The 22,465-nt window shown below is 58.7% G+C and carries 21 protein-coding genes; 2 read left to right on the forward strand and 19 right to left on the reverse strand.

The window, feature by feature from the left end; genetic code table 11:
- The first annotated feature begins 193 nt into the window (after positions 1 to 193).
- Positions 194 to 1,129, forward strand: a complete 936-nt coding sequence (locus OKA05_RS14010; protein WP_264487784.1) for an alpha/beta fold hydrolase — start codon at positions 194 to 196, stop codon at positions 1,127 to 1,129.
- A 40-nt stretch (positions 1,130 to 1,169) separates the two neighbouring features.
- Here OKA05_RS14010 and OKA05_RS14015 read toward each other — a convergent pair whose 3' ends face one another.
- The 9 genes from OKA05_RS14015 to OKA05_RS14055 form a co-directional block, all read right to left on the reverse strand.
- Positions 1,170 to 2,204, reverse strand: coding sequence for a hypothetical protein (locus OKA05_RS14015; protein WP_264487785.1), 1,035 nt, complete (start codon positions 2,202 to 2,204; stop codon positions 1,170 to 1,172).
- Positions 2,205 to 2,272: 68 nt separating this feature from the next.
- A complete protein-coding gene (locus tag OKA05_RS14020; RefSeq protein WP_264487786.1) occupies positions 2,273 to 3,901 on the reverse strand; it encodes a LysM peptidoglycan-binding domain-containing protein in 1,629 nt (542 codons plus the stop codon).
- 136 nt (positions 3,902 to 4,037) lie between these two features.
- A complete protein-coding gene (locus OKA05_RS14025) occupies positions 4,038 to 5,276 on the reverse strand; it encodes a SpoIIE family protein phosphatase (protein WP_264487787.1) in 1,239 nt (412 codons plus the stop codon).
- A 302-nt stretch (positions 5,277 to 5,578) separates the two neighbouring features.
- Complete coding sequence (locus OKA05_RS14030; RefSeq protein ID WP_264487788.1) at positions 5,579 to 6,466, reverse strand: carbohydrate-binding domain-containing protein; 888 nt, start codon at positions 6,464 to 6,466, stop codon at positions 5,579 to 5,581.
- A gap of 534 nt (positions 6,467 to 7,000) precedes the next feature.
- Positions 7,001 to 7,237: a PHP domain-containing protein gene (locus OKA05_RS14035; RefSeq protein WP_264487789.1), complete on the reverse strand. Its 237-nt coding sequence runs from the start codon at positions 7,235 to 7,237 to the stop codon at positions 7,001 to 7,003.
- A 227-nt stretch (positions 7,238 to 7,464) separates the two neighbouring features.
- Positions 7,465 to 7,863, reverse strand: coding sequence for a hypothetical protein (locus OKA05_RS14040; protein ID WP_264487790.1), 399 nt, complete (start codon positions 7,861 to 7,863; stop codon positions 7,465 to 7,467).
- Between the two features lie 153 nt (positions 7,864 to 8,016).
- Positions 8,017 to 8,289 (reverse strand): hypothetical protein, encoded by a 273-nt coding sequence (locus tag OKA05_RS14045; protein WP_264487791.1) that lies wholly within the window; start codon positions 8,287 to 8,289, stop codon positions 8,017 to 8,019.
- 21 nt (positions 8,290 to 8,310) lie between these two features.
- Positions 8,311 to 9,078: a protein NO VEIN domain-containing protein gene (locus OKA05_RS14050; RefSeq protein WP_264487792.1), complete on the reverse strand. Its 768-nt coding sequence runs from the start codon at positions 9,076 to 9,078 to the stop codon at positions 8,311 to 8,313.
- Complete coding sequence (locus OKA05_RS14055) at positions 9,075 to 9,311, reverse strand: DNA cytosine methyltransferase (protein WP_264487793.1); 237 nt, start codon at positions 9,309 to 9,311, stop codon at positions 9,075 to 9,077. Before OKA05_RS14055 ends, OKA05_RS14050 begins: the two co-directional genes overlap by 4 nt.
- Positions 9,312 to 9,590: 279 nt before the next feature.
- On the opposite strand from OKA05_RS14055, the gene OKA05_RS14060 reads away from it, so the two are divergent.
- Complete coding sequence (locus OKA05_RS14060) at positions 9,591 to 11,075, forward strand: Ig-like domain-containing domain (protein ID WP_264487794.1); 1,485 nt, start codon at positions 9,591 to 9,593, stop codon at positions 11,073 to 11,075.
- 488 nt (positions 11,076 to 11,563) lie between these two features.
- Here the strand turns inward: OKA05_RS14060 and OKA05_RS14065 are convergent, their stop codons facing one another.
- The 10 genes from OKA05_RS14065 to OKA05_RS14110 form a co-directional block, all read right to left on the reverse strand.
- Positions 11,564 to 12,697: a methyltransferase gene (locus OKA05_RS14065; protein ID WP_264487795.1), complete on the reverse strand. Its 1,134-nt coding sequence runs from the start codon at positions 12,695 to 12,697 to the stop codon at positions 11,564 to 11,566.
- A complete protein-coding gene (locus tag OKA05_RS14070) occupies positions 12,672 to 13,607 on the reverse strand; it encodes a hypothetical protein (protein ID WP_264487796.1) in 936 nt (311 codons plus the stop codon). Before OKA05_RS14070 ends, OKA05_RS14065 begins: the two co-directional genes overlap by 26 nt.
- A complete protein-coding gene (locus OKA05_RS14075; RefSeq protein WP_264487797.1) occupies positions 13,604 to 15,424 on the reverse strand; it encodes an ORC-CDC6 family AAA ATPase in 1,821 nt (606 codons plus the stop codon). The genes OKA05_RS14070 and OKA05_RS14075 overlap by 4 nt, the downstream gene beginning before the upstream one ends.
- Entirely contained in the window at positions 15,424 to 16,299 is an 876-nt protein-coding gene (locus tag OKA05_RS14080) for a phosphoribosyltransferase-like protein (protein WP_264487798.1), read from the reverse strand. The genes OKA05_RS14075 and OKA05_RS14080 overlap by 1 nt, the downstream gene beginning before the upstream one ends.
- Before the next feature lie 120 nt (positions 16,300 to 16,419).
- Positions 16,420 to 16,623, reverse strand: a complete 204-nt coding sequence (locus tag OKA05_RS14085) for a hypothetical protein (protein ID WP_264487799.1) — start codon at positions 16,621 to 16,623, stop codon at positions 16,420 to 16,422.
- Positions 16,624 to 16,649: 26 nt separating this feature from the next.
- Positions 16,650 to 17,216: a hypothetical protein gene (locus OKA05_RS14090; protein WP_264487800.1), complete on the reverse strand. Its 567-nt coding sequence runs from the start codon at positions 17,214 to 17,216 to the stop codon at positions 16,650 to 16,652.
- A gap of 14 nt (positions 17,217 to 17,230) precedes the next feature.
- Positions 17,231 to 17,419 (reverse strand): hypothetical protein, encoded by a 189-nt coding sequence (locus OKA05_RS14095; protein ID WP_264487801.1) that lies wholly within the window; start codon positions 17,417 to 17,419, stop codon positions 17,231 to 17,233.
- An 85-nt stretch (positions 17,420 to 17,504) separates the two neighbouring features.
- Positions 17,505 to 20,777, reverse strand: a complete 3,273-nt coding sequence (locus OKA05_RS14100) for a ribonucleoside-diphosphate reductase subunit alpha (RefSeq protein ID WP_264487802.1) — start codon at positions 20,775 to 20,777, stop codon at positions 17,505 to 17,507.
- A 127-nt stretch (positions 20,778 to 20,904) separates the two neighbouring features.
- On the reverse strand, positions 20,905 to 21,288 hold the full coding sequence (locus OKA05_RS14105) for a four helix bundle protein (RefSeq protein WP_264487803.1): 384 nt from the start codon (positions 21,286 to 21,288) through the stop codon (positions 20,905 to 20,907).
- A gap of 68 nt (positions 21,289 to 21,356) precedes the next feature.
- A complete protein-coding gene (locus OKA05_RS14110; RefSeq protein WP_264487804.1) occupies positions 21,357 to 22,445 on the reverse strand; it encodes a ribonucleotide-diphosphate reductase subunit beta in 1,089 nt (362 codons plus the stop codon).
- Positions 22,446 to 22,465: the final 20 nt, after the last annotated feature.

The raw sequence follows: 22,465 nt of genomic DNA on the forward strand, positions 1-22,465 counted from the left end.
CGGCACACCCGTTCCCGAGCGGCAACGATTTTGCCACGATCGTGATGTCTCATGAAGCGGCGACGATTCCCGTTTGCGTGGCGGCATTCGCCGGGGAAGTTGGCGAATCATGCGCGCTTCCAGTTTTTCCGTCCTTTTCGCCGCGGCAACGTTGGTCCTGTCGGCCTCCGCCCAAGAACCCGCACCGTATGAAATGGCGAAGTTCCCTCCGCTGGATGCCGCCCTAACAGATTACCGCTATCCCTTCGAGGTGCACGAGCTGCCCATCAAGGAGCAGGTCCACGAACTAAAGATGGCCTACATGGACGTGAAACCATCAGCGGCTCCGAATGGCCGCGCGGTCCTGCTGCTCCACGGCAAGAACTTCTCCGGCGCCTACTGGGAACGCACCGCGAAGGAACTCGCCGGCCGCGGCTTCCGGGTGATCCTCCCCGACCAGATCGGCTTCGGCAAATCCTCGAAGCCCACCGACATCCAGTACAGCTTCCACATGATGGCAGCGCATACCAAGGCGCTGCTCGATCACCTCGACATTGCCAAGGCCTCGGTGGTGGCCCACTCGATGGGCGGCATGGTCGGCACACGCTTCGCTCTCATGTATCCCGCGGCGACCGAGAAGCTCGTGCTGGTCAATCCGATCGGCCTCGAGGACTGGAAGCGCAAGGTCCCCTATCAGAACATCGATGCGGCCACCGCCGCCGAGCTGAAGAAGGCACCCTCCGCGGTGAAGGAATACATGCGCACCGTCTATTTCGATGGCCAATGGAAAGCCGAATACGATCCGCTGCTGGCCATTCAGGTCGGCTGGATGAAAGGCCCCGACAAGGAAAGGATGGCACGCGTGACCGCCATCACCTCCGACATGGTGATGACCCAGCCAGTGCTCTACGAGTTCCCCGATGTGAAGGTGCCCACGCTGCTCATCATCGGCGAACGCGACCGCACCGCCATCGGCAAGAACCTCGTGTCGAAGGATGTCGCCGCCACCATGGGGCAGTATCAAGAGCTGGGCAAAGCGGCCGCCGCCACGATTCCCGGAGCCCGCCTCGTGGCCTTGCTGGGAGTCGGTCATGCGCCCCAGGCCGAGGCCTTCGATGACTATCTGCGGGCTCTGGTCGAGTTCCTGTGAGGGAGCGCCCGATGCCGGAAGACGCACCCTTTCACCCCACTCACCACGCCATCTTGCGCTGGTTCATCCGGATCACCTTCCCGTCGATGCGATCTACCAGAGCGTTCACACGGAAGAGGCCCGGCAAGGAGATCCCCACCTCATGGAACACCGGATCCATCGGGCCTGACTCCGTGGCCTTGTTTTTCCACGCCTTCGCCTCGCGATCGAACGAACTGAGCCCACCCCATGGCTCCCTCTCCTCCGCAGCTCCTTCCTTCAAGCGGCACCAGATACGGTAGTCCGTGCCATCCTTCGGTGGGGTGCCGACTGCTTTCCAATGCTTCCAGGCGATCGCCACCGCTTCCGCTTCCGTGATTCGTGTCGGTTCCTTCTGGAGCAGCTCCTCGATCGACTTCACTTCCGAACGTGACGGGCCGCGCGAGCCACTCAAAGTCCAACGGCCATCCCGTGGGTCAAGTTCGGCTTTCACGTAAGCCTGCCTGATCATGGTCGCGCCATTGACGATGACGCTCCAGCGGACTTGGCGGGTATGGGTTGAGCGTTCCACGCGGAGTGGATGAGCTGCCTCGCGTTCGGCAGGTGGGGCGAAGCCGAAGACACGCCGGTGGAAATCCGCGGCATAGCTTTCGAAGCGTTCCTCCGCCTCCGGTGGCGTCGCATCTTCCTCAATGCGCAACCCGGATATATGGGCACCCGCCACTTGTTTCTCGTCCGGATCGAAGTGCATCGCAATAAAATGGCCGTCCGCAGATCGATAGTATACGCGAATCTCCTCTCCCGTTTTCCCCCATTCCATGGGAACGGTGATTTGCACTCCGTAGTATTTGGCTAACGCCTGAATCCTGGCGGTGGCGAAATTACGGGTGGCTTCGGAAATGCCGGTGTCATCCGCGGGCTTCGGCTTGGGCTTCGGCGTTGGCAGCTCGGGGACGGCGATCAGCTCGGAGACCGGAGCACTCTGATAGTAGGCCTCCTTTTCCACCTCACCCGGAAGGTAAGTCCGGGGCTCCACGCGTTCGCCGGCGGCGAGCATCACGCTTCCCGTGAAAAGTAGAGCGACCTTTGCGAGCATGCTCCAAGCATAGCAGATGCGCCCGATCCCAGGGTAAAAACGCGGTAAATTCGCCGCATCCCACCGCATCACGGGGCGATCTTCCACTGCAGTGCCGTGCCGGTCGGTAGCAGGCGCACCGCGCGGGCGATGTCCCAATTCGCGAGGCGGAAGCCGCCGATGCCTTCCTGCGACCTCATCCGCGCGGGGATACCGGTGCCGTGCAGGCCGTAGGCCAGTGGCTCGGTGCTGTTGGCCTTCGCGAGATGGATCCACATGATGCCGATGGGATTGTTAGGCCCGGGAGCGAGGAACTGCGCAGGAGCTGTTAGAGGCGCATCGGCGGGTATCACACCGGGAGGTGGTGCTGCGGCCGGTGGAACCTTCGGTGCCTCGCGCGGTTCGCGGGTGGTGGTCAGGCGCGGCTGCGGGATCGCATTGAGGATCGTCCACGAGCCACGACCTGTTAGGCCCGGGCGGGCCGAGGCAATCGGCAGCACGGCGATGAGCTGTGCCCCACGCGAGATTTCCAGCCGCGCCAAATTCACCACCGCGGCCGTGACCGGTGTCTGCGGATCGGCGGCGGGCTGCAGGGGCGCATCGAGCGCCTTCTCGATTTCAAAGGGCACCACGTTCGGCACCTGGAAGATGGTCCCAACCTCGGGCACATCCTTGAGCTTGGAATTGAGCTCGCGCAGGAATCCCTCATCGCAGTGGAAACGCTCGGCGACGAATTCCCATACAGTCGCGTAGCCGAGAAAGTCGGCGGCAGCCATCTGCTCGTAGGTGAGCGGCGGCACGACCGGGACGGTCTTGGCAGTGGTGTTAGATCCCTTCTTGGCCGGAGCTTTCTTCACGACCGGCAGGGGCTTGCCATCGGCACCCACGATCGCCCCGGCTTTCCGTGGCTGGATGAATTTGAAGTCGTCCGCGCGCAGCACATAACTCGTGTACGGCTGCTTCACCGTGGCCAGCGCTTTCGCTTTGAGCAGCGCCGGGTTCGCGGCATCGGGGTGCGTCTCCTGATAGATCTGGCTGACTTTCTGGAAGGTCGGGCCGCTCTTGCCATCGATCGCGCCTGGCGAAAACATCTCGCGGTCCAGAAAGACTTGGATCAGCACGGTCTCCAGCACGAGCTGCTCGTAGGTCATAGGCTCCACGTCCACCGGTCCGGTGGGGTTGCCGTCGCGGTCTTCATCCTGGTACCTCGCGGGGTTGCGCTTCGATTTGGGCTTCGGTTTCGGCTTTTCTTCCACCTTCGGCGGGGGCGGAGGCGGCGGCGGTGCCATCTCCAGCATTTCCGCCGGCGTGGGAATCTTCAGCACCTGACCGATGACGATGCGGTCGTCCCTCAACCCGTTGAACTGCTTCAACTGCTCCGCGGTCATGAAGAACCTCCGCGCGATCTTCACGAGCGCGTCGCCCTTCTTCACCTCGTAGGTCGTGGGCCGCGGCTCAGAGGCCGAGGGTGTGGAGGTGGCCCCACCCGCGCCGGGGACGGTGGACTTCGGTGCCAGCTCCTCCGGCAGCGGCAGGCCCCACGCGCTGGTCGCCGCCGGGGCGACGCTCCATTTCCAATGCACCGCTTCCTCCAGACCCGGCTCGATCTTCGGCGGACCGGCCTTCGGGGGAGCGATGGGAGATTGAGCGAAGAGAGCACCGCAAGTGAGCCAGAGGGGGGCGATGCGCGACCACGAACGCACGATCGAAAAACGCATGACGTTGAACCTACCCAAGCCAACGATCACGGCAACGAGGAATCGCCGGTCCCGGGGAGTAGCGGAACGGCTGCGCCGTTCCGGCTGGGCGAGCGCCGCCAGATATTGCCACCTGCGAATCTCCCTTCTCGCCGCCCTACGACCGGGTGATGGCCAGCAGACACACGTCGTCTTCGAAGGCCTCCGAGTGGGTGAAGCAGCGGACATCGTCGATCAGGCCGTCCAGGAGCTGATCGGGTCCTGCCTGGAGATGCTGCTGCAGGTAGCCGAGCATCCGCTGCCGGCCATACTGCTGCTCATCGGCGTCGCCCGCCTCCAGCACTCCGTCAGTGTAGAGCAGGAGCGATTCGCCTTCACCCAGCGACAGCTCGGCGGACGTGAACTGGAAATCCTCCACGATCCCGAGCGCGGGTTGAGAGCCTCTGCCCGGCATGCTCAGGCGGCTACCGGCGTCACCGGCACCCGGGCGCAAGTGGAGCAGCTTAGTGTGCCCGGCATTGGCAAAGCGGGTGACCCCGGTCTTCACATCGATCACCAGGTAGATCGCCGTCGCGAAAATCAGATCGTCCCCCTGGCCAAAGACCGAGTGAAAGCTCCGGTTCATCTTCGTGAGGAGCCGGCCGGGATCACTGACGACGGGCACCAGCTCCTCCATCAATCCGCGCAGGAAAGTAGTCAGCAAGGCGGCCCTCACGCCATGGCCCATCACGTCGCCGATGAAGACGCCCACCTCATGGCCACCGATCGGCAGGATCTCCATGAAGTCGCCCGCCAGCATCTCCGCGGGCAAGTAGCGCTTCGAGAAATGAAGCCGCGGAGTGCCGGGTGCCGCACCGCGGGGAAATTCCCGCGGCATGCTGCGGATCAGCGCCTGCTGGACTTCCCGCGCCATCGCCAGATCGGCTTCCATCTGGGCGTTCCGTCGACGAAGTTCCTCGCTCAGCCTGGCGAGCCGCTGCTCGCCCGCTTTGCGCTCGGTGATGTCTTGCAAGACCCCGAGGCAGCCGAAGCACGTCCCCTCCGCGTCGCGGAGCACCGTGGACATGTCCGTCACCCAGCGGGTCTCGCCCGAGCGCGTCCGGATCTGCACATCGGCCTGCCAACGCTCCACCTGCCCGGAGCGCACCAGCCGGTTGGCCTCCGCCAGCTCCAGGTGCTGTAGCTCGCCCTTTTGCTCGGTGTGCAGGATCAGCGAATCCCACAGCTCCGGCGTCAGCTCCGTCTGGTCGTAGCCGGTGAGTTCCTTGATGTAGCGGCCGATGTACTCGTAGGTACGGGATTCGAAGTTGCGACGATACACCGCCGCCCGCCCCTGCTCGATGGCGCGACTGAAATCCCCGATGCTCTTGCGGAATTGGAGTTCCCCAGTCTCCATGGTCGCCCGAAGGTAACGCCGGAAAAGCCTGCCGGCCAAGCACTCAGGACCGCCAGGCAGAGAAAATCCTCATCGCGAATCGACCCGGCCGGCCCCGAACGAGACTCGACGGCCCACCCGCTCGTAGCGGAACGGCTGCGCCGTTCCGGCTGGGCAATGTCCGCCTCCACATCGCCACCCGCAAATCTCCTTCCCCGCCATCTTTCCGATCCGCGTGCCAAGGCGGCAGTGGCGCACGCGTCCTGCGCGTTCCTCCGCCACCTTTGCGGTGTGCCGTCCAGCCTAGGCACCGAGCCAGCGGCTCAATGCGCCCTGCGGCGGCGCCGCATCAGCAAGGCCCCCATGCCGGCCAGCCAAGTCAGGGTAGTCGACGCCTCGGGAACGATGGTGACGAGCACACCGCCATCCGATTCCACCGCGCTGAACGAGCTGGGGGCGATGGTGCCGTTCCACCGGATGGTGCCGTTGATCAGGAACTCATCCGTCGTCAGCTCCCCGAGGGAGTAGTTTCGGAAAAACAGCGACCCGGTCGATCCCGTGCTGAAGTTGAGAGACTGCGTCCCTCCGCCGTAGAAGCCGTTGTAAAAGCTGGCACCCTCCACCGAGATCGTCCCGCCGGTGAAATCGATGGAGCCCGGTCCGTCGGCGAATGAAATCACACTGGCGGTCAGCGTCCCCGCCGACATCGTGAACGAGGTGATTGGCTTGAATTCGTAAGCAATATTCACCGTGCCGCCGGTGATCGCGAACGTGCCGAGGGCGGCCTCGTTGCGGAAGTCGCCGTTGAAATTGGCCACCCCGGCCGAGACCGTGATGCTTGAGCTGGCATTGCGGACGATGTTGCTCGAGCTGCCGTGGTTAAAGGTGCCGCCCGCGACCGTCAGCGCTCCGCCGGAGAGCTGGATCCACGCGTCGCCACCGGCTTGGGACCAGCTTCCGCCGTTGATGACGAGCGCGCCGCCGTTGTGAATCGCGAGATCGCTGCCTGGAGAATAGGTGGCGTTTCCCGAGTTGATCACCGCCGTGTCGCCGTTGGCGGTGTCAGGGACCGCCCCGTCCACCCAGTTGCCCGGCGTCACGTAGTCGCCGGTGCTGCCACCCCAGACGACCGTGGCGGCTTGGAGACTCGCGGGAGCGAGGAACGACAGGAGCAGCGCAAAGCGGACGGAGGAAAGGCAGGGTGATTTCATGGGACCGGGGACTAAGGGTGGTGAGACCAGTGGCCTGCAAGTTAATGCACGGCATCCGACTGCTAACGACTCATTAATTCACATATGAGCTTATAAATGGCATGTCCTCTTGGTGCATTTTGCTCGGAAAGCGTGCCCTCAGGGGGCTGCCTGCGGCTCGAGAGCAACCTCTTGGACGGGGCATGCCACCGATGGAATCGGAACGCTCGCCTCTTCGTCCGCCAATGCGCCTGAGCTAAGCCGGTAAAGGCTCCGTCAACCCCTACGCGAACAGCCAGCCCTTCTTCAGCCCCAAAGGGGCGACATCCCTCAGCCCAGGGCAAGCATCGCGCCGCCCTGGGTCCCCTCGCCCCACCGCCAGTGCCCTGAAGGGGCACGATACCCCGAAGGGAGCTGACCCTTGAATGGCACTGAATTTAGCAGGTCCTCGTCCGCCTTCGCCCCTCTCACCTCTTCTCCGTCTCCTTATTCCAGATCCTCAGCCAGGGGCATGGCGCAGCAGATCAAGTTTCAAGGATCTCGGCTAACCGGCACTCACGCGGCGAAATCGAGATCCCGCGTGGCGCGGACGGCGGGCCCGGGCAGCCTCTCTCCCTTCGCGCTGCGGTAGGCGATCTCGTCCCGGACGATCGCGCAAAGTTCGGCGTAGGTGTCTTCCTCCCGCTCGCCGTGGCAGACGCCACCGGCATAAAGGTCCGGGCAATAACCGATGTAGCACTGGTCCTCATCGGACCAGCGGACGAAGCGGTGATAACGGTCTTCCGGTTTCATCGGCCCTTTCTTTCGTTTGGCTTTCGTAGAACTACTCTCCGGAACCCGATTCTTCAATGGCTTTCGCGACCTGACGCTCTTGGTAGGTCTTGGCATCGTCGCGGCTTCCATCAACGACTTCTTCAACGCCGCGCCCCAAAGATCCAATCGACCGCCTCCTATCGCTCTCATGGTCTCGGCCGGCGTTGCCTTCCCAATTCCCCCACCGATCACCCGGCACTTCTCCCCTACCCCAACTCCTCCTCGATGAACACCAGCACCACGTCCACCAGCTCGTCCATCCCCTCGAAAAGCTCTTCTTCAATCGTCGAGAGGTATTCCTCTTCGGTTTCGCTGTAGTCGTGGCGGTCCTCCGGGCGGGTCTCGCACCACTGGCTGGCCTTGAGCGGGTCCACCAAGGTGGTGGCGCCGATGAGCTCGAAGGAATTGATCACCCGCTGGTGATTCACGCCGCTCTGCCAGAAGCCGTGCAAGCCATCCTCGCCCTCCAGCAGCGGCACGGTCTCATAGACATCCATCAGCGCCCGCTCCTCGCGGCTGAGAGTCCGCCCTGCCGATTCGCCCTCCAGGCGATCGACTAGCACCTCGACTTCATCCGGCCATTCGATTGGTTCGTGAGAAAGCATGTTTTCCTCCCGCGGGCTTAGAACGCGACCGCCATCCTTGCCAAGCGAAACGATGGCTGCTCATTCGCGCGGGCAGGCGGCGGATCGACGGAAACATGTGATTTGGCGGGTACTGTCAGTGTATCCCTTCGGGAACTCACCCGATTCACTTCCTCACGCTGCAGCACCGGCAACCTCCGCAAGAAAGTAATCGCCTGCTTTCTTCAGGCACTTGATCGGGTCTTCGCCGCGCGCATGCAGGTGATGCAAAAGATCGGTCATGAGGTCCACGCAGCAGGTCGTCTCATCACAATCGAAATCTCGTTCTCGTCGATAGTGAAGCATTGCGCTCTTCGCCGAGGATGACCTCAGGCCGTTGGTCGCATCCGGATCCAAGAAACCGTCGGTAGGAACCACAAGATCGGGATTGTGCGGAGGTAGGTTCATGGGCGGATTGGTGTTAGATAATCAGGCAGGAACCCGCGAATGCCAAGTGATGGTCGTTTGACTGCGCTCCCGAGCCGTGAACTGGAAGCCCTGCTTCAACGGGTTCCGAAAAAGGGACAGCGACGGCTTCTCAACGAAATTCCGAACGACACACAGGAAATAGCGGTCGCCCAAGTGCTCGGCGACCCGATGCTCTTTGCTGGTCATCATCACGTCACCGCCAGCGCCCGCGATTCCCTTCACTTCGACGGCGAGAAAGGGAACGATTCCGGCGGGCTGCACCCGGAAGTCAAAGCCGCAGCCGAAGCGGGTGACGTTGCTGAGGGTGTGGCCGGTGAAATCAGTGAGGGTTGAGAAAGTGGACTCGAAGAATCCTTCGGCCGCCACACCGGTGATAAGACGCTTGGAGAAGCTCTCGTTTTCGAAATCATCGTGCTGGAATGCGTTCAGTTCTTCCAGCTCTTGCGGCAGCACCTTTCCGGGAAGGAGCAGAGGCGTGAGCAGTCGGGAAAACTGCTCCAGCGAGAGGCCGCCGAACTGTTCGAAGGCTTCGCGACAATGCGCTCGCATCTCCCGCCCGTGCCAGCCCTTGCGACCGTTAGGAAACAGCGGGTCGAACTCCTGCATGTAGTTCTTGATCGACGTCGGCTTGCCCCCAAGTGCGTAGCCCATCGCATTATAGGCCTCCGCAAAGGTCTCGAATCCCAAGTGGCGAAGGCCCTCCTTGCTGAACTTCGAGAGAAACAGCCCGGCAAGCATCAGCCGCTCCCGCTGACTCGCCGCTTTCATGCTTGGCAGGGAAAGCTGGCCCAGACGATGTCGCCCTTCGGGATCTCTGCGCCGCGGACGTGCTCGATTGAGCCGGGGTGGAAATGGCCGTCGCCGTGGTTGGCGAGGTAGATGGCGGCCTTTTTCGCGCAGATGTCGTTCGACCAGACCGGTTCGCAGGCATGCCGCACGCCCTGGGTGACCAACCCGCTGCCAGCGAAGAAATCGACAAAGGAAGGCGCAGGGAAAATCACTGGTTCAGTTGAACAGGCTTCCGCGAGGTTGTCAAAGAAGGAGGATGGAAAGTTCGACGGCGTGGACGAGCGGGACCTGTAATAGGATCGACGGCAGAATTGTTGAAATGCGCGTCCTGACCCCTTTCTGTGATCTAGCTGGTACCCCATTTAGACCCCATTCACGCCCGGCTTGGCCCGATTCACTTCCAAGTTGCAGCCTCTAGCAACTGAAGCACGGTATCGCGCCTTCACAAGAGGCCGTGTCGATTTTCCCGAGCCTCCTGACCGAAAGAAATTATGAGAAGCATCATCCACGTTTTGAAAATCTCGCTGCTCGCCGGATGCTTTGCATTGCTCACGGTCACCCCCACTGCCACCGCTGCCTACAATGAGAGCGGCGGAGTGGTGGTCATGGAGGCCGAATCCGAACCCCTGCCTGCTCAAGGATGGAAGCAGGCGACAAGCGTTGTGGGCAGAAGCGACAACGCTTCCATATTTGGGTCATTCTATGGCAGCACTCTCAACAGTTCCAGCACTCCTGGCAAAGGATTGATCTCCTACAAGGTAGTGATAACAACCCCCGGTGACTATCAATTGCAATGGCGCTCATTAATATCCTCGTATAATAGCACTGAAGGCACTTTTAATACTTCCACAGAGACAACCGAACATAATGATTCATTTGCCCGCATGCTGAATCCAAGTGGAGTCAGCATCACAGCGCAAGAAGTGCCTGGTGGCGCAAACGGTGGTGTCCCGGACAAAATTGGATCAGCCAGCGAAAATTGGTACAAAGTCTATCGGAATGGTTCGGGCTGGATTTGGGATGCAAAAAATCAGGACAACTATCCCCTCCCTCTCTTTTGGACGCTCGCCCCAGGCACTTACACCTTCCAAATCAGCGCTCGCTCATCAGGTCATGCGATTGATCGCATCCTGCTGTGGAACCGCAACGGAAGCACTTCATACGGAAACAAGGTCACAGGTGCAGGCAACACTTCGGCCTCCAACGCCTTGCCTCTCTCTGTCATCACCGGCACCGACACCACGGCTCCAACGATCTCCTCTTTCAGCCCCGCAGACAACGCAACTGCCGTGGTTTCCGGCGCGAACCTCGTGGCGACATTCAGCGAGAACATCTCCCGCGGCACCGGTAACATCACGGTCAAGAACCTGACCGACGCGACGCAAACGACCATCGCCGTCACCGACACCAGCCAAGTGTCGATTTCCGGTGCCGTCCTGACGATTAACCCGACGGCAAACCTTGTGGCCGGCAAGAACCACGCCATCCAGATCGCCGCGACCGCCATCGACGACACCGCGGGCAACAGCTTCGCCGGGATTACCAATGATACCACCTGGAACTTTGCCACTGAGCCTGCCTACGACGCTTGGGCGCGTGGGGCGCTCTTCGATGCCGATGCCAATGGCGACGGCGTGAAGAACGGGCTCGCTTGGATCCTCGGTGCCGCCAATCCCACTGCCAGCGTGCTCGACAAGCTGCCGACGGTTTCCACGGTCGGCGGCAACATGGTCTTCACCTTTCAGCGCATCCAATCTTCCATCAGCGCCACCACCGCGCTTTCGATTGAAGTAGGCACTACCCTCACCTCGTGGCCATCCATTTACACCGTCGGTGCCAACACCGCCGGATCAACCGGCGGCGTGGAGGTCGCCAAGGACACGCCAACGGCAGGCACGGACAGGGTGAAGCTGACGGTGCTTCAAGCCCCGGACGCTGCGAAATTCGCCCGTCTAAAGGCCGTGCAGACGCCATGACCGCCCGCGGAAGCAGCGCGGCGGGAAAATCATCCCGCCAGTGAGGACTGCTGTATCGCCATCGAGCCGTGCCCGCTTGAACCGCGGCACTTCTCCCGCCGCAGCTTCGAGGACAGTTGGGGATTCCGCTGCGGGTGACGAGTGAGGCTGCTCCACCGCCACTTTGCGAAGGGACAGGCATTTTAACGCGCTATAACTTGGCTTGATCGTGCCTTTCAGGCCATCAGGGCGTTTGTTGAAATGCTCGTCCTGACCCCTTTCATTTCCGGAGGCCGAAGGCGCGTTCTGGAACTCCGCTCCTCCGTTAAGGTCTACCATACCGGCGGAGCGGAGTTTGAGAGTTTTAGGGATTCAAGGCTGCCGAAACCGCTTTGGGGACGATGCGGATGATGCGCCGCGCAGGCTGGTCCAACCAAGAAGAGTAAGGAACATGTTACGATGCGGGGACCGACCCCAGACCCATCCTTGCCAAGCGAAGCGATGGCCGCTCAGCCACCCGCAAGAGAACAACTCCGTTTGAGCGAGCTTTCTTCCACCCCTTCCGCTTCCGGAAGCGAACGGATGAAGTCTTTCACCTTCTCTAGGGTGGTGTACTGAGCGCCAGTTCCTCCGTAGCAATTTCTAAATGAGTTCCAAGCCTCAGAAATGGCAGAAAAGACAGCTTGGGCGGTGCTCATTTCTCCGCAGGCGACTACCATGACGCACGAGGTGAACTGTAATCCTTTGGCATCGGCGATAAAGACAACCTTCTCTTTCGAAGGGCGGCCCACTCGGGGGAAAACAATCAAACTCCCTTCGTACTCTTTATAAGGAAGGGCCGCGGAGAGTCGTGCAAAGCGGCCCACGATTTTTCCATCTTTAAGATTTGTTGTATGGATCAGTAAATGGCCGCGACGACCTCGACAGTCTGCATTTTTATATGACACGTGATCGAAACAGCCTCGACTTAATTGTAAGGCTGCTGACGCGTCCGGCACTACTTCAAGAGGTTTAGCGGTCTTCGCATGAATCTTTGGGCGTCTGTTGAAAATTTTAACTGTTATGCAGCGGACTTGGCAACCGTGGAATCGCTCAGCAACGTGATCCTCGAGAATATCTAGATCAAAGGTTTTTCCAATGGCCGACCACAAGGCGGCATCTCGTTTTGAATGGACGACTCCATGAGGAAGAATAGCCAGAATAGCTCCGCCCTTTCTAAGGAATCTTAGCGCGTAGGAAATGAATGCCAAGGCAATGGAGCACCGGTAAACAGCCCCCTGAAAAGGAATAGAAAGGCAAGGATGCGCCTTTAGTGAAAAGGGGGGATTAAGCAGGATCAGATCACTCTGGTAAGCTGCTTTAGCAGCCCCATCTTGTTTTGGAGCCCACTCCAAGAAATTTTCGCAGATCCAAGTCCCACTTGTAGGATTCGTCTTCAGCGAGCAGACCATTTTGGGGTCTCGATCAATTCCCAGTAACTCTGCTTCTGGCCAGATCTTCTTCGCTTCTAGAAGTAATGCTCCTTTGCCGACAGCAAAGTCGGCAATGCGTTTTACTTTTTTTAGCGGAACCTCCTCAATCAAACGGCAGATCAGAGATTCCGGTGTGAAGTATTGGTCAAAGGTTGAAGAGCCTTGATTCATCGTAAAATCTCCTGAGGTCGTAAAGATGAACTCTTCTGCACCCTTCGCTGCGGCCAGGGCTCGGAATTGGAAAGTCGTAGATTAGACCAATCCGTTTATTGCTAACTATGTAATATAAAACTGCACCCAGTGCGTGTGGACGAGTCCCCAACAGAGCTACCTTCAATTCTCGGCCACTGGTGGCTCTTGCGACGGAATCGAGCACCATAATCGCGGCGAAAGGACAGCTCGCTTTAGCGCATCGAATAGGACGTCCGCCTCTTAAGCTATCGAGCACTCTTCTGTTCCCCAAGTAAGCATATTGGGCAAATTCAGGGATAAATGCAGGCACTCCGATCACGGGGGTCACTAGCTCTTCTGGCACATCTGTCACTCGCATCACGTGCGAAACTCTTGGACCCTCAAATCCCATGAAAACTAGCAATTCGGCCGCTTCTTCAAAGTCCGAGTCCAAACTAACGAAACCGGGAATCGCGCGAACTCCCGCAACTCTATCACTCAATGAAAATTCTTCCATTGTAGGCTCAGCATATTCCAAAGGCTCCGAATAAACAGCCTGAATAGGTATCCCTTCTTTGAGGCAGTATTTAACCAGAATTGCCCAGGTGGAATAGGCTAACGTTGTGACATCGATTACGACACCCTTAGTAGTTCCTTGAATCTGATTCAAAAAACTTGCTATTTCTTCAGAGCGCCGAAGAGAGAAATCCAAACCATTCCAATTTATGGTCGGAGAAGCGTGCCCGCCGGCTTCAGTGATAATTATGATATCCTCTGGAGCAATGGATGCATTTCTCCACCAAGAATGCCGATCTTCAGTATTGGAATCGTTAGTGACCAGCAAGGCCCCCCCGAGATCTACTTGATCTGGTTCCCATTCAAAGGAGTATCGCGGGATATTTATCATCATTCAGCACTGAAAAAATCCGATTGAAGGGAGTCGTCTACACCACCCAAACGCAGGCGGGACTCAATCACTTTGATTCCTCGTTCAGTATCTTGTGCTAACACCTGAATCTCATCAGCGTAAATGTCGATACACCTCTTCTTTCGATGACTTATTCCCAAAAATGGAGAAAGGATGGGGTGGATCCGGTATTCTTGTGTCATGGGCACATGACTGCCACTACGCTTGGTAATCGGGGCTTCGATGAAGAGTCCCTCCCGAATGCACTCCCTAACCAGGAAAAGGCTGTCTTCAATGCGTGCTGGGGGCCGTGGATCTCTAATTCTGAAAGTCGTCACCTCTGGTCGACGACCATGAACTCCCCTAGCAAGATTTTCCAGAACCCTTCCTATTCCAATAACAATTCCTTTAATGGCCGGTCCATGAAGAGCACCGTCAGTCGCGTTCTCAAGTGCCCGTCTGCCCACTCTCTGAGCAGCAATGCTTTGCGCTTCTGCTGCAATGAATTCAGATGTAGGGTCCCTACGGTACTGTTCCGAGACAGATTCGTATACCAGCTCTAAAAAGTACCTGATGTTAGCGCCAGCGAGGTCAGCTAATGTGTGAATTCCAGGGTACAATTTTTTTACACCATCTGCATTTTTCTTTGCTTTTGAGTCACTTAGGACAATAGCATAAGAATAATTTCCGAATCTAATTTTCAAGCTGCGATCGTCGGAAAACCATCGCTGAATTAATTCTAGGAGTTCTTGTCCTCTAAACTCCGACTCAAGCAGCAGAAAGCGCTTCTGAAGAAGAGAAAGCTCCCCTTCGCGCTGCAGGCCTGCAAAAACATTTTCAAGCCTCACTTTTATTGAGGTCTCTACACTACGATCGTATTCCTCCTCTAACGAAAGCGATTCAAATAGCTCCGCAATTGATTTCCCTGAAGGAATTCGGCCTTGGAGTCGAAGCTCAAGTACTCGTAACGAGAAGTCTCTAAATTGCTGTTTGGTAAAAATTTCCGAAATTCTCAACTGCACATAATCGGCTAGGTGACTTATTCTTTGATCTTTAGCCAGAACATCCCGAGTTTTCAGTCCATAGTCCTTCAGCCCTATTTTCACAACAAAGGCCGGAGTACAATGTTTAATGATGGTGTTTACAATTCGCTGCTGCCTTTCGTCGAAGTTTTCGTACTCGTCAAAAATGTAAATAATTCGGCTGAACCCTAGTAGTTGTTTAGCGATCGAAGAAAGCTCTCGGATTGGCTCCAGAAGAATGGAAAGAGGTATTCCATCCAATGCCTGAATGTCATTGAGCGCATTCTCCAAATCGACAAGCGCTCGGCGTAGTATCTCAATGGTAATTTTTAAATTACAGGGTTCGGGCTCCTGAGGAGTGATTCTGAGTAATTCGATGACTGAAGAATAATCCTGTTCTTCGCTGGAAGGATTTTTGCATTCTTTTATCTCCAGAATGAGCCGGCAGCAGATTGAGAGATTCAGATAGTGAGAGAAAATTTTGTCCCATTGGGAATCTGGAACTCCCGCTCCTGAAAATGCGCTTGTCTTTCCTGAGTCGACGCGCTCGTAAACTGCTAGTAGGTCATTGTTGTGCTTAGAATCTGCCTCGCCGCGCGCTAGGCGGGTCATGCCTAGTAGGGCGGTAGTTTTCCCCGATCCGCGCGCCCCGATCAGCATGCACGGCCGCGCACTCGACAAATCATCAAAGTAGGAAGGTGGCGCAAAGACCTGTGTGAGGTCTGCTGTGGTCCATTCATACTTGAATCCGCCGAGCCGATCCTTTAACAATTCCACAAATTTGCGATCAAAGCTCATTAGGCACGTTTCATTAGTGGTTTCCACGTGAGGGACTCGTCCCAAAGAATTTGGATGGATGCGTCAGGTACATTATTCCATAATCCTATTGTTAGGCCTAAATTATGGAATCCACCTTTAAACCTAGGGTCCGAAAATGCAGCCCGAGCGTAGGTGTTGTTCAAAAATTCATCCAACTGAGATTGGCTAAAGGCGTTCTTCCAAATCCTTGAGTCGGCTTGTAATGCGGAGTATTCCGGTCCCATGGTATAAACTGGAATGACATTTAGCCCGACGCAGCTCCGGGCTCGTTGCAGGCCGTATGACGTCGCAACCAAAGGGCAATAGTAGGCTCCGTAGCCGCCACTGTTAGCGAACAAATCTTCCAAACTCTGACCGGAGAGTTGATGCTTCCGCTTCCAATGCTTAATGATTTGCTCTCCAGAGCCCAAAAAATCATCCACCAAGAGCAACGGGAAATCGTTGTTATACCTTGCCGCAATAACTTCCTCTGGCCGAAGAATCCGCGTCTCTGGAATGCCTGCGAGTTGCCGTGCCCAACGTGCAAAAGTGTATCCACTGTCAGTATCGTTCGGATTTTCACCTGTTACACGCGACACCACGACACGTCCCAAAAAATCCCACCACTTAGTGGCGATAGTGTCTGCATTGGTAGCTGCTTTCGCTATATGACTGCTAAGCGAATGAAACGCATCGAGGAACATTGATTCGCCGTGCGCTTGGCTAATATAGATATATCGAGATGCTAGGTGTTGAGCCAAAGGGAGTTCATCTCGTCGAAAATTGCTGAGCCAACCGTCCAAATCACATTTAGGTTGACCTGGAAGGTGGCCAACTTTGATCAGGCTTTTAACCGAGTCAACAGATGTGAGCATTAGTGATGTGAACTATGTCCACTAGCGCAACGAGCATCTCTTCCGCTTGTTAAGCTAGCTATTGACTTGGAAAAAGTCGGCGGCCTTTTCACGGGCCGCCTGTTTCAGGAGAAACGGATATCACTGGCAGGCTTCGCAGGTCCCGCCGTTCATCGTGGCTTCGATGCTGCACGCGTTTTTCTCGGCGGCGGTGAAGGCGGTTTTTTCGGTGGTGTGGGCTATGTGGCCGCGTTGCTCCTTTTTGACGTCGATGGTGGCTTTCTCGATGTTCGAGGCGAAGAGGGTGCCGCGTGATCGGTGGTGAGTGCTCAGTGGAGGAACCATGGGGCGGGATGGGATTGGGAGTCTGGCTATCGAGGGATGAAGATTACCGGTGCGCTTGGGTCGGAAGATAGACCGGCAGCGGCCAGTTGGTCAGTGTCAAACTGTGCCATTTGCAAGTCGATGGGGATCAGTCCTTCATGCGTCCGGATAAAATTGTCCGGTTTCGCATCGACGATGACCACGCCATCCTCGGGGCGGTACCATCCGAAGTAGGATGAGGGGACGGCACGGAAGCCTTCCCCGGTGAGAAGGTCGTGAATGGATTCGTTCGTGGCGAGGCCTTCCTTGGCGTACCAACGCTGGGAGATCACTAGCGAGGGTTGCCCTGGCGGCTGGCCGATGATCATGCTGGGCTTGTCCGAGACCGTGATGCCCTCAAGGCGGATGTCGCTGGCGAAGACCTCGATGTGAAGTGCCATGCGCTTCAGGTATTCCGCCGGGGTGGCATTCCGGCGGTCCAGGGTGCCACTCGACGCGGTGGGGATCTGCCCGTAAATGCCCGGCCACGTCCGCTTCACCGCCCTTCCATCCGCTGGACGATAGAATACCTCGTGCTCGCTGGTGCTATTCGAGACCAGGTCCAGCGAGTCCACCTCCGCGGCGAGAATCAACTGTCCTTCTTCGCCGGCCCAGTTCTCAAGATTTCGGATCTCGACTCCGAAAGGTGCTGGATCACCTGAGCCCGCACGGTCTCCACAGGCAATCGCTTCAGCGGCGCGCTCGAAAGCGCGTTGCTGATCGCGACGAGCTTGGGTGACGGCTGCCTGACTTTCATGGTCAGGACGATGCCCGCCATCGCTTGGGCTGTCAATGGGAGAGGCCGGAGGCATGGGGCTCGAAACAGAAAGGGCGGCTCCGGTGAGGAGCCGCCCCTGGAAGGATCACTGGCAGGCTTCGCATTCGCCGCCGTTGCGCATGGCGTCGATGCTGCAGGCCATTTTCTCGGCGGCGGTGAAGGCGGTTTTTTCGGTGGTGTTGGCCATGTGGCCGCGTTGCTCCTTTTTGACGTCGATGGTGGCTTTCTCGATGTTCGAGGCCTGGAGGGTGCGGAGGTAGTAGGTGGTCTTGAGGCCCTTGTCCCAGGCGCGGCGGTACATGTGGGAGAGGCTCTTCATGTCCGGGGTGGCCAGGAAGAGGTTCACGCTCTGGCTCTGGTCGATCCACTTCTGGCGGCGGGCGGCGGCGTCGATGATGTATTCGAAGCCGACGCTGAAGACGGTCTTGTGCTTGTGCTTGAGCGCCTCGGGGATGTCGTCGATGGAGTCGAGCTCGCCATCGAAATACTTGAGCTGGTCGAGCATTTCCTGGCTCCACAGGCCGGCCTTCTTGAGGTCCTTCACGAGCTCGGCATTCAGGACGATGAAGTCGCCGCTGAGATTGCTCTTCACGTAGAGGTTCTTGTAGTTCGGCTCGATGCAGGGAGTGGTGCCGGTGATGTTCGAGATCGTCGCGGTCGGGGCGATGGCGAGGACGTTGGAATTCCGCATGCCGTGCTTGCTGATCTTCTCGCGGACGACGGACCAATCCATCTTCCCGCCGCGCGGGACATCGATCTTGCGGCCACGCTCGTCCTCGAGGAGATCCACGGTGTCCTGTGGAAGGAGGCCGCGGTCCCACTTGGAGCCCTTGTAGCTGGAGTAGGTGCCGCGTTCGCCGGCGAGGTCGCTGGAAGCGCCGTAGGCGTAGTAGGCGATGGCTTCCATGAACTCGTCATTGAACTCCACGGCGGCATCCGAAGCGAAGGCGAGGCCGCGCTTGTAGAGGGCATTCTGGAGGCCCATGACGCCGAGGCCGATCGGGCGGTGGCGGCTATTCGCGGTGAGCGCGGCCTGGGTCGGGTAGAAGTTGATGTCGATGACGTTGTCCAGCGCGCGGATGGCGACGGTGATGGTCTCCTTCAGCATCTCGTGGTCGAGCGCGCCATCCCGGGTGACGTGGGTGTCGAGGATGACGGAGCCGAGATTGCAGACGGCGGTCTCTTCCTCGGAGGTATTCAGCGTGATCTCGGTGCAGAGATTGCTGGAGTGGATGACGCCGACGTGGTCCTGCGGGGAGCGGACATTGCAGGGGTCCTTGAAGGTGATCCAGGGATGGCCGGTCTCGAAGACCATCTTGAGCATGCTCTTCCACAGGTCGATGGCGGGGAACTGGCGGGACCAGATCTTGCCCTCGGCGGCCATGGCTTCGTACTCGGTGTAGCGTTGTTCGAAGGCCTTGCCGTAGAGGTCGTGGAGGTCCGGCACTTCATTCGAGCGGAAGAGGGTCCAGACGCCGCGGTCCTCCATGCGCTTCATGAAGAGGTCCGGGATCCAGTTGGCCGTGTTCATGTCGTGGCAACGGCGGCGCTCGTCGCCGGTGTTCTTCCGCAGCTCGAGGAAGTCCTCGATGTCGTTGTGCCACGTTTCCAGATACGCGCAGCCGGAGCCGCGGCGCTTGCCGCCCTGATTGACCGCGACGAGCTGGTCATTGTGGAGCTTGAGGAAGGGGATGATGCCCTGGCTCTCGCCATTGGTGCCCTGGATGTAGCCACCAGTGCCGCGGACGCTTGTCCACGAGCCACCGAGACCGCCGGCCCACTTCGAGAGGAAGGCATTCTCCGCGATGCCGCGGATCATGATGCTCTCGATGGAGTCATCGACCTTGTAGAGGTAGCAGGAGGAGAGCTGCGAGTGCAGCGTGCCGCTATTGAAGAGCGTCGGCGTGGAGGAGCAGAAGCGGCGGCCCTTGTAGAGATTGTAAAGGCGGATGACCCAGCTCTCGCGGTCCTTCTCCTCTTTCTTAAAGAGGCCCATGGAGACGCGCATCCAGAAGAACTGCGGCGTTTCCAAGCGGCGGGGCTTGCTGCCGGTCTTGTCCACGATGAGGTAGCGGTCATACATCGTCTGGATGCCGAGGTAGTCGAAATCCAGGTCGGCGGTGGGGTCGAAGGCGTCGGCGAGCTTGTCCAGATCGTAGATGTCGAGCAGCTCCGGGCTGAGGCGCTTGATGGCCACGCCGTGCTTCAGGTAGCTCTTGAAGGCGAGCTTGTGCGCGTGCTTGAGCTTGTGGATGCCATCGCGGGAGATGCTCCAGTCGAGCACTTCCTCATAGATGTAGGAGAGCAGGATGCGGCCGGCGAACTTCGCGAAATCGGCGTCCTTCTCGATCAGCGCCTTGGCATTGAGGATGATGGTATTCCGCAGGTCCTTCTCGGAGATCTCCGAGCCGACGGAGCGGCGCAGCTCGCGCTCGATCTCCGCTTCATCGATGCAGAGGTCCAGGCCGGTGGAGGCGTAGGAGATGCGCTTCTTGAGCTCGGTGCCATCCCAGAAGGCGGCCTTGCCGTCGTCCGTGGTGACGGTGACCATGAACTCCTGGTTCGGGTCCTCGGCGCTTTCTTCCTGCTCGATGCGGAGGCGGGCGCGCTGGGCGCGGTAGAGGATGTAATGCTCGGCGGCCTTGAAGCGGCCCTGGCGCATGAGTTCCTCCTGGACCATGTCCTGGACGTCCTCGATGTGGACGAAGGATTGGTCACCGCGGCGGATGCGGTCGGTGACAGCCTTCGCGATATCGACGGCAGCCTCGGGGTTTTCCTTGATGGTGAGGAAGGCCTTGCGGACGGCGATCTCGATCTTGGTCTCGGACCATGGGACCACATTGCCGCTGCGGCGGATCAGGCGGACCGGCAGCGCGTGCGGGCTGGAGTGGACGTCCACGTGGCCGGTCTTTTCCATGGAGCGGCGGAAGGCGAGCGACTTTGCGACATCGTAGGCCTCGTTTTCAAGCAGGGCCTTCTCGATGAGCAGGTAGAGGTCGGCCTCGGACAGGCGGAGGCGGCCGCCTTCGTCGAGGGACTTGGTCAGCGAATTCGAGACGGCGTGGGCGACGTCGGAGACGAACTTGCGGTTGACGTCGGAGAAGATGGATTTCTCATCGGCCTGGCGGGAGATGAGGAGGTCGGCGAGGGATTCGCCGATGGCGTCGGCGACGTCTTCCAGCGAGAAGTGGGTGTCCTCATTGCCGCGGGTGACGATGATGTCGGTGATCGGCTTGCGCCGCTCGGTCGTCAGGACATCGCGCCAGGCATAGGCACGGTCGCTGAGGGGAAGGGTGAAGCGGTCGGTGATGACTTGCTTCAGGAGAAGGTCTTCGTCGGGATTAACGGCGCGGTACATGGCGAGCTTAAGGGTGGGAAAAGTGTGTGAGAAGAGAGGCAGGGAGGTTTTTGAGGAGGCGGAGCGGGAGTTCTTTTTGTGCCGAGTGATCGGTGGAAGAATAGAAGAGGCGGAGACTGAGAGTGGATTAGGGATCCTTTTTGAGGCGGCGGAGGAGGGAGTTGATGAGGGACTGGAGCATCTTTGAAATGGTCCGGGTCTCGGCGATCATCTCGCGGGAGCCTTCGAGTGGAGGAGCGCCGAGGCGCTGGCGGACACGCTCGGCGACATAGAGCTGGGTGCGAAGTTCACCGCAGGAGCCCTTGCTGATGCGAAGGAAGCGGATGAAGTCCGGAGTGCTGTCGCGTTCGGCACCTTCAGCGATGTTGGACGGAATCGACAGCGAAGAGCGCTCCATTTGGCTGCGGAGAGCGAAGTCCTTCGAGGTTGCGAGCGCGACGTGGACATCCACGGCCAGATTGCAGCCGCGCTTCCACACGTCCAAATCTTCGAAGGTTTCGATTTCGCTCATGGTTTCTTGGTTCGACTCTTCTGTCTTTCCACCGATCACTGATCACCGATCACCCGGCACAAAAACCCTCACAGCTCGTCATCATCGACAGTGCTGAGCGCAGACGCTTTCTGATATTCGGTCACGCGGCCTTCGAAGAAGTTGGTCTCCTTCTTGATGTCCATCATCTCGGCGAGCCACGGGAAGGGGTTCGTCACGCTTTCATTGAGCGGGGCGAGGCCGCAGGAGATCAGGCGGCGGTCGGCGATGTAGTCGATGTAGGTCTCGAAGTCGGCGGAGTTCAGGCCCAGGCCGGCGACGGGCAGGCAGTCGCGGATGAACTGCTTTTCGAGGCGGATGCCCTCGGCCATGGTGTCGCGAAGGTCGTCGCGGAAGTCCTCGGTCCAGATGTCCGGGTTCTCGTCGATGAGGTCCATGAGCAGGTTGCGGAAGACCTCGATGTGGTTCGACTCATCGCGCAGGGTGTAGCGGAACATGCTGCCGATGCCCGGGAACTTGTTCTGGCGGTAGAGGCTGAGGATCATGCCAAACAGGCCGTAGAACTGGGTGCCCTCCATGACCTGGCCGAACATGAAGATGTTCTTCGCCAGCGCCTGTTTGTTCGCGGTGACGGTGAGGTCGATGTCGCGGCGCAGGGCCATGCTGTTGGAGACGACGAAGTTGTTCTTCGCGGTGATCGAGGGGACGTCCTCGAACATGGCCTCGCACTCGTGCGGGTTGATGCCGAGCGAGGAAATCATGTAAACGAGGCTGTCCGCGTGGATGTTTTCCTCATGGGCGTGGCGGCCGAGCACGAGCTTCAGCTCCGGCGCGGTGACGAGCTCGCGGACCACGTGGAGGACGTTGTCGCCCACGATGCCCTCGGCGGCCGAGAAGTAGCCGATGCCCATTTTGATGATCCACCGCTCGACGTCGCTGATCTCGTCCGAGCGCCACTGCTCGACATCCTTTTGCATGGTGATGTCCTCGGGCTCCCAGTGGTTGTTCTTCATCGTCTTGTACAGGTCATACGCCCACTGGTACTTCAGCGGGAGGATGTTGAAGAACATGGTCTCGCGACCGTTGATGACCTTCTTGGCGGCAAAGGCCTGCTCGGCCTTCTCACGGTCGAGGACGAAGGTGCGGGCTCCGAGAGTGATGGTGGTGGTGGCGGACATTGAGGAGGCGACTTTCTGGA

Origin of the sequence: Luteolibacter arcticus, from assembly GCF_025950235.1 — a bacterium.
Classification (GTDB): domain Bacteria; phylum Verrucomicrobiota; class Verrucomicrobiia; order Verrucomicrobiales; family Akkermansiaceae; genus Haloferula; species Haloferula arctica.